Source organism: Paenibacillus prosopidis, assembly GCF_003337375.1.
GTDB classification, from domain to species: Bacteria; Bacillota; Bacilli; order Paenibacillales; family Paenibacillaceae; genus Pristimantibacillus; species Pristimantibacillus prosopidis.
The window spans coordinates 1-15,537 of sequence record NZ_QPJD01000004.1 but is presented as its reverse complement, the minus strand read 5'-3'; the positions used below and the strand labels follow the sequence as shown (position 1 = coordinate 15,537).

Sequence of the window (15,537 nt, the reverse complement as noted above, 5' to 3'; positions counted from 1 at the left end):
TTATCATATCACGTGATAAATGATATAGTCAAGTTAATTTCTTATTTTGGAGGGACATGCCGTGAAGAGATTAGAACAAAAAATCGTTCAGGAAGGAATCGTCTTAAACGAAAATGTATTAAAGGTGGACTCTTTTCTAAACCATCAGGTGGATCCGCAGCTCATGCTTGACATCGGAAGGACGTTTTCACAACTTTTTGAAGGCGAAGGGGTAACGAGGGTGCTTACGCTTGAATCGTCGGGCATAGCGCCTGCCGTTATGGCCGCGCTGCAAATGAATGTCCCGCTGCTGTTCGCTCGTAAACGAAAGTCGCTAACGCTGAAGGATGACTTGTACACGGAAAACATATACTCCTTCACGAAGCAAGAGGAGAGTGAAGTGACGGTATCGCGCAAGTTTTTATCTTCTGTCGACCGGGTGTTGATTATCGATGATTTTCTGGCAAACGGAGATGCTGCGCTAGGATTAGCGCGAATCGCCGAGCAAGCCGGGGCTAAGGTAGTCGGCATTGGAATCGTCATTGAAAAAGCATTCCAGCCAGGTAGAGAAAAGCTGATCGAATATGGATATCGTGTACATTCATTGGCAAGAATAGCGTCACTATCAGAGGGCAAAGTCATTTTTGCCACGGACAGTGGTGATTAGTGAAGTATTGTCATTCGAATATTAGAGATAGATGCGGGACATAATTTTATGGTACCAAGGCAAAGAGGGGAGGAAAAAATGGATGTCCCGCAACAACAATAACAAAGCCAAGAAGTCGCAGGAAGGAAACCACCGAGATTCAGAAGTAGCCGGATCAAACGGCAAGACGAAGAATAAATAATTTTTTCAGACCATATATCGATTGCAAAATGAATGAGAGGCTCCGATTAAAAAACGCGTAAATCGCGTTTTTTTGTTGTACAGATCTCTCGACTGGATAGGCCCCATCAAACAAAAAAACCTCGGAACAATGTTCCGAAGTTCAATGATTATTAGGTTGGTGCGGTCGAGAGGACTCGAACCTCCACGGCTGTTACACCACTAGAACCTGAATCTAGCGCGTCTGCCAATTCCGCCACGACCGCATATCTCGAATAGCTTCCTTATGTTAGCATGGGGCTGCTTGCGAAGTCAATAACTTGCTGAAAGTTGCTGAAAGTTGAAATATTCAGCATATTTTACATCCCCTTCACAAACAATGAGAGTAATAAAAGAGTGGGGTGTGAGCAGCGATGAGCAAAGAGAATGATTGTTGCAGCAAAGAGGAAAAGCTGGCATGGAATAAACAACCGCGGCTGCTGGCAGTTGCAGTTAGAGCGGCAATGTTATTTTTGACAGCTGCAGTTTGTATGAGTGGTATTATCAGCAGCGGAACCGTATCAGCACGGTCATCATTAAACCGTATAAGCTTAGCAGAAGATAAGCAAGAGCTGCGAACGGTCGCCATTGTCATCGATGATTTCGGAAACGGGATGACAGGTACCGAAGAGATGATGAAGCTGCCTGTAAAATTTACGGCTGCGATTATGCCGTTCATGCCGACGACGAGGCGTGATGCAGAGGAAGCGCACCGGCTTGGACATGATGTCATTGTTCATATGCCGATGGAGCCGATAAAGGGCTTGAAGAGATGGCTTGGACCCGGTGCGCTGACCACTGCTATGAGCGATGAGGAGATTCGCAAACGGGTGGAGAGCGCGATTGGGGACGTTCCGCATGCAATCGGAATGAACAATCATATGGGCTCTAAGGTAACCGCTGACGAACGGGTAATGCGAATAGTGCTTGGCGTGTGCAAGGAACGCGGAATGTTTTTTCTCGACAGCCGGACGACCTACAAAACAGTTATTCCGAAAATTGCGGCTGAGCTTCATGTTCCTATCGTCTCAAACCATGTGTTTCTCGATGACGTTTATACCGTCCAACATATTACGAAGCAGATGAGCGTACTGCGAAAGCATCTGGAATCGCACGTTAGCTGTATTACAATAGGACATGTCGGACCTCCAGGAAAGAAGACAGCTTCCGTCCTGCAGCAATCCATACCGTTGATGCAGCCAAACGTGCAATTTGTAAAGCTGTCGGATCTCGTCCGCGCTTCAGCGGACGATCCATTTATACTGCCTAATTCCTGAAGCGATCGCCGCCGCGATCTCTTCCTGACGGCGCGGGTCTGTCAACATTGCGCGGTCGGTGCTGCTGCTAATAAAACCCATTTCTACGATGACGGTCGGCTGCTGCACTCGCTTAAGCAAATAATACGGCTTTCCTTCACGGGGGAGAAAGGATGTTTTTTGCTGCCGGTTAAGCGCATCCTGTATACAGAAGGCAAGAAGGGCGCTTTCTCCGCGGTTCTGATGCAGAACGATCGGTCCGTGCTGCGAGCTTTTTTTGGACCAATTCACATGAAGACTAACGAGCAGCTCGCTTTCAATCTCTTCCGTAAGCTGTCGGCGATGCGAAAGGTCCTTGCGGTGTCTTGAACGGCTTATATGCCAGCGATTATCCTCGCTTAACGCATAATCGCCGGTACGGTTCATGACTGCGGAGATACCTTGACTACGCAGCATCACATAGAGCTTCCGGGCAACGGCAAGGTTGATATCCTTTTCCAGAGTGTCGCCCGATGTTGCTCCCCCGTCAATGCCGCCATGCCCGACGTCGATGATGACGACCGTAGATGGAAGCGCCCAATCCTGATCGGATGCGGTTGGCAGAAGCGGCCATTCAGAAGCAGCTGCCGTACTGCTGGTTGCGGCGAAGCATAACGCGATAAGGCCTAGACCTATTTTATGCAGCATAACATTGGTTCCTCCAGATCACATTGATATAGGGTTAGCGTGGCTCTTTGGAGGAAAACTCATGCATGTTTACATTCAAATCAGACAGGGCAACCTTATAACATCATAGTAAACGAGAAGGAGTGACGGGAATGGCTAAAATTAAAGCCGAAGATTATGTGAAATACATGACGGAGCAGTTTATGGCTTATATAGAAACACCAAAGGAAGAGCGAAAGCAAACAAGAACGTCAGCCAAAGAACGAAGAGAGCCTTGGCTGACGCATTGGTTTGGCTGGGGGCCGATGAGCGTTATGTTATGGTGGAAGGGACGCGAGCAGCGTCACCGGTAAAAGTGACCTAGCTCAATGAGCAACAGAAGCGGAACGTACCTGCGTTCGGATCCATCTTCACCTGCTTCAAGCGCGAGGTAAAGATGACCGCTGTCCCATTTGTTGTAGCCGACGATGGACCAGACATACAGCATTTGTCCTTCAAACAGCTCTGCGGTATAACGGAGCTGTTCTTTGCTGTTTATTTTTGCAAAAAGTGATGAATAAGTGCTGATTCCTACTTGAAGAGGCTCCTTGGTCAACCAGGGAAGCCTTGCATATCGATCGAATGAGGGTAAGGAGACATGCTTTAACAGCTTAGCGCTTGCAGGAGCTTGCATCCGTTCCGCATGAATCAATGGCGTGTAAGAGGCAGCAAGCCAGTCTTTCGACTCTACTGGAAGAAGCTCTCCGCTTGCGGCATCCGTAAAATAAGTTTCTTGATCTGCTGTCACCTTCCATGCGGCGAGCAGCGGGTGAATGTATAACGCTTCGGTTTTGTCAGCCGGCTTCAGCAGCTCAAGTTGTTTAATTGATCGCGATAAGGTTTGATCATCGAACAAAGGTTGACGGCTAGTACCGTATTCTCCCAGCTGAAAGCCGCCATTCTCGACCGCGTTTACAACTAAATAACCGACGGTCTCCTTATTTTGTTTTACGAGGACGAGCCAGCTATGCGTACCTGGACCGATGGGGGAGATTTGCAAGGATGCGAGCTTCCATTTTTCAAAATGAGGCTGATTCGCCAGCTCGTCTACCCATAGCTGCGCTTGCTGCTCAAGCGGTTGATCTGATGTCGCAGGAATAGCTGTTGCAGCTGCAGGCTGCGTCTTTAATCCGCCAGAATATAACACGAGAGCGGTTAATACGCATGCCGCAGTCAGTCTTATAAATTTTTTTCGCATATGTGATCACCTCATCTCTATTGTAATGGACAAGCTTTAAGAAGGCTGTTGCATCATGTCATGTTGTGGCGGTCCGGGGACCGCCTTTTTTTGACGTTTAGCTGCGGATATCGTCTAATGCTCGTCAGTCGATCCCTTCAAGGTGAAAGATGCCGCAGTTAATGGCGGATGCGGTCACACGAGGCTCGTATTGCCAACGTATCTCGGCTTGCCTTTGGGTGAACTGCTCTTCGATTGCCTGCCTTGTTTCCGCAATCGCGTTTTTTATGAGCGGTTCATAGTAGCTGCCTATTCTCACGAGCTCCTCCTCCAGCCTCGCGGAAGCGTCTGCCGCCCAGCTGTAATCATAACCGCGCAGCTTGCGTTCCAGTGCCTGCTCCACGATGCCGAGCGCCTTATTGAAGGAAAGACCGTTTTTTGTTATATGGATATTGGCTGGGAGCCTTGGCGTGAGCTTGTGCGACAGCAGCCGATCGTGAAATTGTTCAACACATAATCCCGTTGCAAGCGAAACACCAAAGCAATGAATTTCCTCACGCTTCCGGTCACAAGCGAACTCGACGCGCATGTTAACGCCGAGCCAAGCGGTGTAAGGTGTGGAGCTGAACGGATTGCTGCTGCGCTTATCCGGCTCCTGAAACAAATAAACGTAGCTGCCCTTTGATTTGGCAGCGTCAAACAGCTGATCCAGCTTACGGGCGCCAAAATATAAATCCTCCCGAGGCACGCGCGCAGGCGCGGCCAGGCTGCCGTGGATGAAACCGAGAGAGCGTCCAAGCGCTGCATTAGCGGCTGCATCCTGCGAAGTTGCCGAAGCATCAGGCTGATCTGATGCTTTTGCTTTCGCTTTACTCTCTTCCTCGGCATCATATTTTTGCTTATCGGTTACAAGCAAGTAAGTCATTGTCTCCGGTTCTGCGCCTACCCGGTCAACGAAGCTCCAATAATAGGGACGGTTCGTTAGCTCACGGTCGGCGAAGGGGGACAGCTTAACCGTAAAATGGGCGGGCGATTTTTCCAGAATGGAGCATTCTGTAGCTTCCAAATAGCGATTTACGAATTTATGGACCTGCTTCTCATTCAAGGTCTCACCTCCACTGTTTGTCCTAGTGAATCCAGCTTAACAAGCAGTTCGGGACTAGTGGCGTACGGATTTTTCCCCGTCTTCACCTCGTCGCGAATTCGGCTGAGGGAGGAGCCTAATTGATTGAGCTGCTGCTTCAAGTCCGTATCATTGCCAGCTTCCAGGAGCACTTTTGCCAGTTTTTGCTCCAGCGAGCCGTCGCCCTTCTCAAACCGCTCCAAAATATGATCCAGCTCACCGATGACTAGCTCAAAGAGGTTAATCTTTTCATGCAGCAAATTTACAATATACTCCTCAATCGTTCCGAGTGTACAGAGGTTGTATATTTTAACATCCTCTGTCTGACCAAGGCGGTGTACGCGTCCGATTCGCTGCTCGACCCGCATCGGGTTCCAAGGTAAATCGAAATTGATCATATGGTGGCAAAACTGCAGATTAATGCCTTCGCCGCCAGCTTCCGTCGCAATCAGAACCTGCGCCCGGCCGCGGAACAGATCCATCATCCAATCCTTCTTACCGCGGTTCATGCCGCCCCGGTACGGAACTGCGATCATATTTTGCGCGCGGAAAAACTGGAGCAAATATTCCTGCGTCGCCCGGTACTCGGTGAAAATAATGACCTTGTCATTCATTTCTTTGACAAGCTCCATCGCTTTCTCCGCTTTCGTATTCGCTTTGATATTACGGATTTTCTCTACCAGCTCCCAAATTTTCGGACGCATTGGCGAGTCCTCGGCCGTTTTCTTAAATAGGTTCACAAGCGTTAAGAAGACGGCGTCCCGGCTGCTGCAAACTTCGCGTTGAAGCGTAACGAGGGATAGCATGCTCGTTAAGTCGCCTCCGCTCTCTTCATAGCGCTCCTTAACGAAGCCGGTGACCGCATCGTAGAGCGCTTTCTCATCCTCGGATAGCTCGAGCGGAATATTTTTGACAAAGCGTTTCGTGAAATGGATGCCGCCGTCACCGCGCCGGTTGCGAATCATGATCGTAGAGAGTGCTTCCTGCAGCTGATCCTCATTTTTCGGTAAACGCTTATCTACGACAAAATTGGCAGCGAATTCGCTTTGTCCTCCAAGCTGACCCGGTTTCAGCAGCGTAATGAGGTTGAATAGCTCGTCGAGGTCGTTCTGAATAGGTGTCGCTGTCAGCAGAAGACAATATTTTTTGCGCAGCAAATTAGCGAATTGATAGTTCGTCGTTTTTTTGTTTTTCAGCTTATGCGCCTCGTCAATAATGATCAGGTCATAGTCGGTCCCGAGAACGATTTCACGGTGGGGATCTCGCTTAGCGGTATCCATTGAAGCTACGACTACATCATAGCCCCACGTATGCTCCTTCTTCTGGGCTACGGCAGGAATGCCGAACTTCTGATTCAGCTCACGCACCCATTGAAGCACCAGTGACGCCGGAACAAGTATTAAGACACGCTTGGCGAGACCGCGGACAATATATTCTTTGAGCACGAGACCGGCTTCTATCGTTTTGCCGAGACCGACCTCATCCGCAAGAATGGCGCGGCCGCCCATCTCGTGCACGACCTTGCGCGCCGTACTAATTTGGTGCGGCATCGGCTCAAATGAAGGTAGAGACCGTAGGGAAAGCAGCTGATCGAAACTCTCAATTCGTTTGGCTTGCTCAGCTTCCATGGCGAGCTGATATAACGTCCAATCATCCCATGGACCGCCCCGGGAAAGTCGATTTTGCAGCTCCTCGAACCAGGTCCGGTCGCATTGCAGATCAACGAGCGGATGCAGCTTGCGTGTAACGATGGCTGGGCCTGATTCGGCTGAGGCAGCCTGCGGCGTTGTAGGGAATGTCATCTCGTGCAGCTCCTTCCGCATTTAAAGGGGATAAGTATTAATTAGTATTGCCTTTTCAACAAATAATAATAAGAAGCCTTCTAAAAAAGAGAATGGACAAGCAAAAGAGTGAGAGAGGGCATGAAAGCGGAGCAGGTTGTTAAATTCAGCTAAATTTCAGAGTGTTTATCAATATGTAGTATAGTATAATGGTTTAACAGCACAATATATTGTGCCTTAAGCATATATTATTTACATGATGTGCCTGAGGTGCGAGGTGGATAGAGGAGGAAATGCATGGGGACGAAACGCGGAAAACGGCTCGAAGGTCTGAGCGAAAAAATCTTTTTGGACCGGTATGCTTGGAAAAATGCAGATACGAATGAAACGAAGGTCGGTGACGTCGTACTCGTTCTAACGAAGGATGATCCGAAATTCCCTGCCAAGGAAGTCGGGGAAGTGGTCGCACGCGAAGGCAGGACAGTGACGGTACGTTTGCGGAATGGAGATCTTGTGGATTCAAGCGTTGACAAGCTGACACTTACGATCGAGAAGACGCCTGAGGAAATGTGGGACCGGTTAGCCGGGGCGGTGGCATCGGTGGAGAGCGGTGAGGATAAGCAGAAGGAGTGGCAGGAGAAGTTTCGTTATATCCTCGATGATTGGAAGCTCGTACCCGGCGGACGAATTGCAGCAGGCGCCGGCGCAAGCGAGGAGCTGACGCTTTTCAACTGCTATGTCATTCCGTCTCCGAAGGACAGCCGCGGCGGCATCATGAAGACACTCGCCGAAATGACGGAAATCATGGCGCGCGGCGGCGGCGTGGGGATGAATTTATCTTCGCTGCGGCCGCGGCGCTCCATTGTAGCCGGTGTTAACGGCTCGTCCAGCGGAGCGGTATCCTGGGGAGGGTTGTTCAGCTATACGACGGGTTTGATCGAGCAGGGGGGAAGTCGAAGGGGCGCCTTAATGCTTATGATTAATGATTGGCATCCCGACGTGCTTGAATTCATAACGGTCAAGCAAACGATGGGACAAGTGACGAACGCGAACTTATCCGTTTGCGTAAGCAATGCTTTTATACGGGCTGTGAAGGATGATCTCGACTGGGAGCTCGTATTCCCTGATACGAAGGAAGCGGATTACAACGAGCTGTGGACGGGAGATATTGACGAGTGGCGGCGCCTAGGAAAAAGGGTGATTCATTACAAAACCGTCCGTGCCCGCGACGTCTGGCACACCATCATAGAATCGGCATGGAAATCCGCCGAGCCCGGTGTCGTGTTTATGGAGTACTATAATCAAATGTCGAATAGCTGGTATTTTAATCCGATTATTAGTACTAATCCGTGTTTTCATCCTGATACCCGAATAGCTACGGAGTTCGGTTTGATTCGGATTGAAGATTTATTTAAACAGGCAGAAAATAAGTCTTTCAATATTGTCACCGATAACCGATTGGTGCAGCAAGCCCAAATTGTTGGGGGACGGAGTTATGAGATAGCAGGTACTAACATACGGTCGGCAACAGTATTTCCTACGGGTTTAAAACAAACTGTAAAAATTGCATTAGGTAACGGGATGGAACTTAAAGTTACGCCCGAGCATCGAGTTTTTACTGTAGAGGGTTGGAAAGAAGCACAGCAGTTAACTTCAAAGGATGTAGTCTATATTCAATCCGGGAAAGGACAATTTGTCGATAATGACCATCTCGGGGAACAATGGGGCATGTTTTTAGGTTGGTTGACTGGAGAGGGGTGGCTCTCCAAACGCGGCGATATCGGAATGGTATTTAGTCAAGAGGATGAAGAAGTCATCCCTCGCATGATTGAAGCTGGAAAGAAATTTAGCGGTGCAGAGGCCAAGTTGTTTAAAAGAGATAACGGCACTAGTCAATTGTTTTGGTGGCGCAAAGCTTTTCGGGAACAATTGATGGAATTCGGTATAAAAGCAGTGCCGTCTGGCGAAAAAGAGGTGCCTGAATGTATTTTTACTGCATCCAAGGAAACCGTGGTTGCTTACTTGCAAGCATTATTTAGCGCTGATGGAACGGTTTATGACAAAGATGAGATGCATCGATCGGTACGGCTAACATCTTCTTCGAAAAAATTGTTGCAAGATGTCCAGCTCCTGTTATTAAATTTCGGAATACATGGGCTAATATATAGTCGAAACAAGAAACAACAACAATTTTTTACGTACACGACTAAAACGGGGGAGCAGCGGATTTATGAAGGTAAACCATTTTACGAGTTAATTTTATCAGAAAATAATATTGTTGGATTTAAAGAAGAAATTGGTTTTAAATTTATATCAAGAAAACAAGCAGCCCTTGAACGAATATCGCGGAATTCCCGTAAAAATGAGAAGTTTGTTTCGAGAGTTGTTTCCGTTACAGAGGCGGAATGGGCTCAGGTATATGATATTACTGAATCCGTTACAAACTCGCTGATTGCAAACGGAATGGTTGTCCATAACTGCGGAGAACAAGGATTACCCGGCTGGGGCGTATGTAACTTATCCGCTGTTAACCTCTCGAAGTTTTATGATGAAGAGAAACATGATGTCGCCTGGGATGAATTAGCGAAGGTTACAAGGTGGTCGGTTCGTTTTTTGGATAATGTCATCGAAAAGACTCCTTATCATTTTGAGGAGAACGAGCGCAATCAAAAGCTGGAGCGCCGAATCGGTCTTGGCACGATGGGGCTTGCAGAGCTCATGATTAAGTTAGGCGTCCGCTATGGAAGTGCGGAATCATTGGAATTCCTCGACAAGCTTTACAGCTTTATTGCGCGGGAATCTTATTTGGCATCTTCAGAAATTGCTGCCGAGAAGGGCTCCTTTCAAGCATTTGACGGGGAGAAATTTGTTCAAAGCGGCTTTATGCGCAATATCATCGAGAAGTTTCCTGAGGTTGGGGCTGCCGTAGCGGAACATGGCATTCGAAATGTGACGGTGCTTACTCAAGCGCCGACGGGCAGTACAGGAACGATGGTCGGAACATCAACCGGCATTGAGCCTTATTTCGCATTCGAATATTTCCGCCAAAGCCGACTTGGCTTCGATAAGCAATATGTTCCGATCGCCCAAGAATGGAAGGATGCGCATCCGGGAGAAGAGCTGCCTGATTATTTCGTTACGGCGATGAGTTTATCGGCTGAGGATCATATACGGACGCAGGCTGTAATACAGCGCTGGGTAGACAGCTCAATATCGAAGACAGCTAATTGTCCGGCTGACTTTACGATTGAAGAAACGAAAAGGCTGTATGAGTTAGCTTTCGAGCTCGGCTGTAAAGGCGTAACGATCTACCGTGACGGCAGCCGTGATGTACAGGTGCTGTCAACGGATAAATCGACAGAAAAGGAAGAAAAAGTCGAAGAGACTGCAGTGGTTGAGGCAGAACACGACAAACAGTATAAGCGCCGGCCGCAGGTATTGCGAGGCGCTACTTATAAGGTTAATACACCATTCGGCATGGCCTACATTACCATTAACGACTTAAACGGCACGCCGTGCGAAATTTTTCTAAACGTCGGCAAAGCAGGCTCTGATGTATTTGCCATGGCAGAGGCATTAGGCCGTGTTTCCTCGCTGTTTTTACGTTACGGTGATCACGGTAATAAAGTGAAGCTGCTGATCAAGCACTTGAAAGGGATAGGCGGGTCCGGTGCGATCGGCTTTGGCGTGAATCGTGTCGAGTCTATTGCCGATGCGGTTGCGAAGGCGCTGGAGATTCATACAGATAGCGCCGAGGAGCAAGCGGCAGCGGTAGAAAACTCATTCTTACTTGGTAACCAGTCCAAAGTGGAAGCAGCTAGAACGGAACAATTAATAGTAAAATCCGATCTCAAAGCCGCGATTACTTCACGGGACCTGTGTCCTTCTTGCGGATCTGCATCTTTAATAAATATTGAAGGATGCAAGCAATGTAATAATTGCGGTTACAGCAGGTGTAACTAGTATCTGTGAACAAGGAAGTACAAAGGAAGAGAAGATTATACATTTCTTTCTCATCAATTCTGAAACATTAATTTTGATTCAAAAATTATGACACCACACCTTTTAATGAGTCATACGAATGTGGTTTACGGAAGATTATTTTTGATAAGGGGATTACACAGTTTACGGGAAATCACATCGTAACCAATGAAGATTTTAAGGAATACATGTCGCGAACACTCTCGTGTCGCAGGGATGGAGCGAGTTATCCTTTTATCGTCATTCATAAGACATCAGGCCAAGTTGCTGGCTCTACACGTTTTGGTAACATGGTATTTCAAAGTAAAAGACTTGAAATAGGTTGGACGTGGTACGGAGAGGTGTATTAGAGGAACCGGAATAAATAAGGCTACAAAATATGAATTGTTGACTTTTGCTTTCGAGAAATTAAACTTTAATCGTGTCCAATTCAGTGTAGATACCGATAATCTGAGGTCTCAGAAGGCAGTGCTTAAACTTGGAGCGAAACAGGAAGGGATATTTAGGAGTAATTATATAAACGCGAAAGGTGAGCCGAGAGACGACGTATATTTTAGTATCATTAAGTCAGAATGGCCAGGTATCAAGCTACTGTGTTTAGTGAGTTTGCTGCATGAATCTGTACTGTACATCTCCCATTATTACGCTCACGGGTACGATAGTGCAATGACAATCCCCTTTAAGTAGACAGTGCGAAGAAAGCGCACTACAGTTTACTTAGAGGGGATTTTTCATGGGGGAATTTCTAAAGACATACGACGTGGATTCTAACATAAGGCAGTGAAAATGTTCATCGATGACAAGATGGGATATAAAACTGTCGCAAAAGCACTTAGCATCAACGATAAGATGGTAAGGCGATGGGTGGTGCAACGGAGACTATATATGAAGAAACAATTAAAAAGAAGCAAAGCTATTGTTATATTAATACTTCGTCCTCTATCCAACTTTTTTATTAAATGAACCTTTCTGCTGTGGAGATTGTTTATATGACAGAAGACAAGGAAGGAGGCAGTTCACATTTGACGGGAAAAGAATTATTCGAGGCTTATAACAAGGATGTATACAGAATGTGCTTGCACATGCTCCGCAACGCTTCTGATGCAGAGGACTTGTGTCAGGAAGTATTCATAGCAGCAATGAGAAAGGAATGGAACAATATTGAGCATCGCAAAGCTTGGCTGCTGAAAATTGCGGTAAACCGATGCTTGAATCATTTACGGAAAACACGATTGGTACGTACGAAGGAAAAGGTTTTCGAATGGCTTTTTACTGAAACAGCAGTGAAAACGGTGGATTATATGGTAGAGGAGCGCGAAGCTGCATTGGAATACAGCTTGTTATTGCAAAACCTGCCATTAAAAATTCGAGCTGTTGTTACGTTGCGATACGTGCAAGAGCTTACACATGTTGAAATAGCAGATGTGCTTAACATCCCTATCGGAACAGTAAAATCAAGGCTGCATAAGGGGATGAAGTTGTTAAAGGTAATGATTGAGTACAATAATAATAGTGATGCACGAGGAGGCTCAGCTCATGAAAACGTTAGAGAAAGATCTGATTCGTCATTTGAAAGAGGATAAAATTCCATATCCGGATTTCGAGGCGATGTGGAACGGAATCCAGCAGGCTGAAGACCGAAGACATGAAAATTCCTTATTAATGGAACAAAAGTCAATGAAATTATCCCGTTGGAAAAAAACGATTATAGCTTCGTGCATAGCGCTTTTATGCGTTGCGACGCCAGTATTTGCATGGAACTGGAACTTTGGTGATTTACTGAAAAATCGGAGTGGTATTCAAACGGCTCTGAATAAAGGTCTAGGTCAGAAAATAGATCAATCAGTAACGCATGCTGGTGTTACCTTTACGCTTCATACCGCTTTAGTAGACGAGAACCGTACTTTTTTTGTATATAGCATTAATATTGGCGATCGATCAGGTGATCATTGGAATTTTGAAAACATGAAAATTATGGATGAGAAAGGCAACACGATTGACGGATCTTACAATCATCAATGGGATGAGAAGCATAACGTGTTGAATGGTTATTTTGAAACGGATTGGATACCTAGTCAGTCGTCAGAACAAGTAAGGTTTTCAGCATTAGGCTTTCAGTCCTTAGAAACGGTAACTCAGCCGATTGCTTTGGAATTACAAAATGCTTCTGTGCAAACATTTGCTGTGGAACTGAATGGGATAGATACGGTCACGGTTCAGCCTTTAATTCAGGAAAGCAACGAGGTTATGCTTTCTTCAATGGTCGCTTTTTCCGATTCCAAAGTATTCCGCTATGCCAGTCCCCAATTGATTGTTAAAAGTAATAATAAACTAATAAAAGGATTAAATCACGCGTCCTACGGCGAGCCAGGAATCAATAACGAGTTTAAAATGAAACAATTGTACTCGATGGAAGATTTAAAAGGCGAATCCACACAATATTTACTACAGTACAACCGTATGGAGGAGCGTCTAAATAAGGAATGGGCTTTTAACATTGAGTTGAACAAGAAGAGTATGAACAACAGTACTTATATGAAAAAGGTTAACATTGCAGTTGATCACGCAAATGCGCCTTTTCATATTAATGAATTGATCATTTCGCCAACCCAAATTCGCTTGTTGACTTCTCATGAGGAAAAATACATGAGATACCCGTTTATCGATTTCTTTCTGGAGGTGGATGGTGCGACATGGCAGGGGGGTGAATACTTTGATGCTAGCCTGCCGCAGGAAAATACATTACGCTTCGAGCGTCCAGCGGGACTCGAGATAACGAAAGATTCAGCCATTTTTTTAATTGGCAAATACGAGGTCGTTTGGCATGAGGGCGGTGAAGAACCAATTACCTTAAAAGCAATCAGTGAACAAAAGCAGACGATTACGACTAACGTTGGCGATTACCCTGTGAAATGGACCTACTACAGGAAGGAGGGGGCTGTATACCTTGAAAGCGGGAGCGATAATCCGGCATTCGGCGGTATTAACCAGACATATCGAATGACTGAGGAAGGAAAAATACCAAGTGAGCAGCTAACTAACAACTTCACAGGAGATGGCAACAATAAAGCTATTGAAAAATTTCGGGATTATAGCGGCGATGAGCTGACGATATACATCTACCAATATACAACGGATGATCCTAGCAAAGAAATGAAGATTCCGCTGCCGCCGATGGAATAATGGATGAAAAAAGGGAACAAGCTGTCTAATTACCTGTTGATTTGGACCCTTTGTCAAGGACACTTAAAAAAGTGTGTTATTGAACATTTAGGCAGCAAACAAGAGATGATTCCTGTATTGTACAGGGGTCATCTTTTTTAATCCCCATTGATATCTGCGGTTATTGTAATAGCGAATATAACGTCGATTTCACGTTGCAGCTCTTTTAAACTTTGGCTGTCTACATGGTCCAATCCAAATGGGATGAGGTTCCAAAACAGAGTCGATTTAAAAGGTTACATTTAATACAAATCATGACGAACTGTTAGGACCGATTGGTATCTATTTTGACCCTGAAACTAAGGAAATCGTTGGTTACGACGCAAGAAAATAATTACGAATAGGATTGTACTTCTCTACGCTAACGGGTACGATAGCTTCATAATGCTTCACTACGTAGGCTGCTGATGATTCACTCGGCAGCCTGTTGTGCTAACTGGCAGGATTGCGCAATAGGTTATGTGTTATAATCACACCTATGAATTATACGATTACTTTTTTAGTGAGGGGAAACAACAAATGTGGAAGAGCAGTTTTATGTCTGGTCTGGGACTGATTGCATTAAGTGGCATGATTTGTTGCTGTTTTTAAATGGATTGGTGAAGCTGTTCCAGTAAAAATTAATGGGTCTGGACAGTATCCTTCTGAACCAAATATGCCTGGTGTTTTTGATAATATATTCGTAGGGATTTTCCTAATACTTGGACTAGTTTTAATAATAATTGGGTTAAATAAAGGAATTAAGAAAACTATTTGAAGTTATTCCGCTAACGGGTACGATAGCTCCATAAATCTTCACTACAGGTTGCTGATGATTCGGTCGGCAGCCTGTTGTGCTAACTGGCAGTATACTGGAGCACAGATAGAGAAGGAAGGTTATTCGAAGAAAATGTCGAATACATTATTACCATAACTTGGAAGTGAGGGTTTTTAATGAATAAAAGCAGTTCGCTGATTATTGCATTTTCAATTGTGTTAGGCTTTGTTATTTTAGGGGCATTTGTTAAGGTTACCTTTTCCGACTCGCCTATTGCAGTTGATTCAACAAAAGTTAATAATTCAAATGTAGGGGCGTATGAAATGTTCGCCGTAAATAAAAACAATATCATTATATTTGATAAACAAAGCGGAGAATATTGGAGAAAGTTTATTCCCGAGAGTGAAGGTCCTACAGAGTGGAGGAAAGAGCCCTCACCAGTATCAAACGCTAAGTAAAAACCCCCATTGCTTATTGAACAAACGGTACTATAGTTCACTTTAGTACGAAATGAAGTGGTAAGGGGGGAATATAACAATGACTACAGTTCGGGCAGTAATCCAGGATCCATACTTCGAACAACCTGCTTGGTTACAAAATGTGGAATACAGGGAGTGCGTCTATCTTTCAAAGTTTTCTACGCCAGCAGATGCAGTGCTCTTTCTTACTTTATTATGCGGGTATAATAACA

12 protein-coding genes, 1 tRNA gene and 1 pseudogene are annotated in these 15,537 nt (G+C 45.7%); 8 read left to right on the top strand and 6 right to left on the bottom strand.

The features are described from left to right. Positions 1-61: 61 nt before the first annotated feature. A complete protein-coding gene (locus DFP97_RS06980; protein WP_114379282.1) occupies positions 62-646 on the top strand; it encodes a xanthine phosphoribosyltransferase in 585 nt (194 codons plus the stop codon). A gap of 338 nt (positions 647-984) precedes the next feature. Here the strand turns inward: DFP97_RS06980 and DFP97_RS06975 are convergent. Next, positions 985-1,071 (bottom strand) — tRNA-Leu (locus DFP97_RS06975). Positions 1,072-1,308: 237 nt separating this feature from the next. On the opposite strand from DFP97_RS06975, the gene DFP97_RS06970 reads away from it, so the two are divergent. Next, positions 1,309-2,121 carry a divergent polysaccharide deacetylase family protein gene (locus DFP97_RS06970; protein WP_181873414.1) on the top strand — a complete coding sequence of 271 codons (813 nt, stop codon included), beginning with the start codon at positions 1,309-1,311 and terminating at the stop codon, positions 2,119-2,121. Here DFP97_RS06970 and DFP97_RS06965 read toward each other — a convergent pair. Next, positions 2,086-2,787 carry an N-acetylmuramoyl-L-alanine amidase family protein gene (locus tag DFP97_RS06965; RefSeq protein WP_114379281.1) on the bottom strand — a complete coding sequence of 234 codons (702 nt, stop codon included), beginning with the start codon at positions 2,785-2,787 and terminating at the stop codon, positions 2,086-2,088. The genes DFP97_RS06970 and DFP97_RS06965 overlap by 36 nt on opposite strands. A 131-nt stretch (positions 2,788-2,918) precedes the next feature. Here DFP97_RS06965 and DFP97_RS06960 point away from each other — a divergent pair, with 131 nt between their 5' ends. Beyond that, positions 2,919-3,119 carry a YqzE family protein gene (locus DFP97_RS06960; protein WP_114379280.1) on the top strand — a complete coding sequence of 67 codons (201 nt, stop codon included), beginning with the start codon at positions 2,919-2,921 and terminating at the stop codon, positions 3,117-3,119. Here DFP97_RS06960 and DFP97_RS06955 read toward each other — a convergent pair. From DFP97_RS06955 to DFP97_RS06945, 3 genes are all read right to left on the bottom strand, one after another. After that, a complete protein-coding gene (locus tag DFP97_RS06955; protein WP_114379279.1) occupies positions 3,110-4,003 on the bottom strand; it encodes a hypothetical protein in 894 nt (297 codons plus the stop codon). The genes DFP97_RS06960 and DFP97_RS06955 overlap by 10 nt on opposite strands. Before the next feature lie 124 nt (positions 4,004-4,127). Beyond that, positions 4,128-5,087, bottom strand: coding sequence for a YqhG family protein (locus tag DFP97_RS06950; protein ID WP_114379278.1), 960 nt, complete (start codon positions 5,085-5,087; stop codon positions 4,128-4,130). After that, entirely contained in the window at positions 5,084-6,907 is a 1,824-nt protein-coding gene (locus DFP97_RS06945; protein ID WP_114379277.1) for a DEAD/DEAH box helicase, read from the bottom strand. Before DFP97_RS06945 ends, DFP97_RS06950 begins: the two co-directional genes overlap by 4 nt. A gap of 276 nt (positions 6,908-7,183) precedes the next feature. Between DFP97_RS06945 and DFP97_RS06940 the strand changes: the two genes are divergently transcribed. The 4 genes from DFP97_RS06940 to DFP97_RS06925 all read left to right on the top strand — a co-directional run bounded on the left by DFP97_RS06940 (position 7,184) and on the right by DFP97_RS06925 (position 14,050). Beyond that, entirely contained in the window at positions 7,184-10,849 is a 3,666-nt protein-coding gene (locus DFP97_RS06940; RefSeq protein ID WP_114379276.1) for an LAGLIDADG family homing endonuclease, read from the top strand. 402 nt (positions 10,850-11,251) lie between these two features. After that, positions 11,252-11,554: a GNAT family N-acetyltransferase gene (locus tag DFP97_RS32080; RefSeq protein WP_342773255.1), complete on the top strand. Its 303-nt coding sequence runs from the start codon at positions 11,252-11,254 to the stop codon at positions 11,552-11,554. 302 nt (positions 11,555-11,856) lie between these two features. Beyond that, a complete protein-coding gene (locus tag DFP97_RS06930; RefSeq protein ID WP_245975969.1) occupies positions 11,857-12,450 on the top strand; it encodes an RNA polymerase sigma factor in 594 nt (197 codons plus the stop codon). Next, on the top strand, positions 12,404-14,050 hold the full coding sequence (locus DFP97_RS06925; RefSeq protein ID WP_181873387.1) for a DUF4179 domain-containing protein: 1,647 nt from the start codon (positions 12,404-12,406) through the stop codon (positions 14,048-14,050). The genes DFP97_RS06930 and DFP97_RS06925 overlap by 47 nt, the downstream gene beginning before the upstream one ends. Before the next feature lie 87 nt (positions 14,051-14,137). Here DFP97_RS06925 and DFP97_RS06920 read toward each other — a convergent pair. Beyond that, positions 14,138-14,250: pseudogene (locus tag DFP97_RS06920) on the bottom strand (IS3 family transposase); the annotation flags it as partial. 772 nt (positions 14,251-15,022) lie between these two features. Here DFP97_RS06920 and DFP97_RS06915 point away from each other — a divergent pair. After that, entirely contained in the window at positions 15,023-15,304 is a 282-nt protein-coding gene (locus DFP97_RS06915; protein ID WP_114379274.1) for a hypothetical protein, read from the top strand. Positions 15,305-15,537 lie beyond the last annotated feature (233 nt).

Excerpts from the sequence above, each read along its gene's own strand:
- DFP97_RS06970 (WP_181873414.1), top strand. The coding sequence starts at position 1,309 with ATGTTATTTTTGACAGCTGCAGTTTGTATGAGTGGTATTATCAGCAGC.
- DFP97_RS06965 (WP_114379281.1), bottom strand. The coding sequence starts at position 2,787 with ATGCTGCATAAAATAGGTCTAGGCCTTATCGCGTTATGCTTCGCCGCA.
- DFP97_RS06960 (WP_114379280.1), top strand. The coding sequence starts at position 2,919 with ATGGCTAAAATTAAAGCCGAAGATTATGTGAAATACATGACGGAGCAG.
- DFP97_RS06945 (WP_114379277.1), bottom strand. The coding sequence starts at position 6,907 with ATGACATTCCCTACAACGCCGCAGGCTGCCTCAGCCGAATCAGGCCCA.
- DFP97_RS06955 (WP_114379279.1), bottom strand. The coding sequence starts at position 4,003 with ATGCGAAAAAAATTTATAAGACTGACTGCGGCATGCGTATTAACCGCT.
- DFP97_RS06940 (WP_114379276.1), top strand. The coding sequence starts at position 7,184 with ATGGGGACGAAACGCGGAAAACGGCTCGAAGGTCTGAGCGAAAAAATC.
- DFP97_RS06915 (WP_114379274.1), top strand. The coding sequence starts at position 15,023 with ATGAATAAAAGCAGTTCGCTGATTATTGCATTTTCAATTGTGTTAGGC.
- DFP97_RS06925 (WP_181873387.1), top strand. The coding sequence starts at position 12,404 with ATGAAAACGTTAGAGAAAGATCTGATTCGTCATTTGAAAGAGGATAAA.
- DFP97_RS06930 (WP_245975969.1), top strand. The coding sequence starts at position 11,857 with ATGACAGAAGACAAGGAAGGAGGCAGTTCACATTTGACGGGAAAAGAA.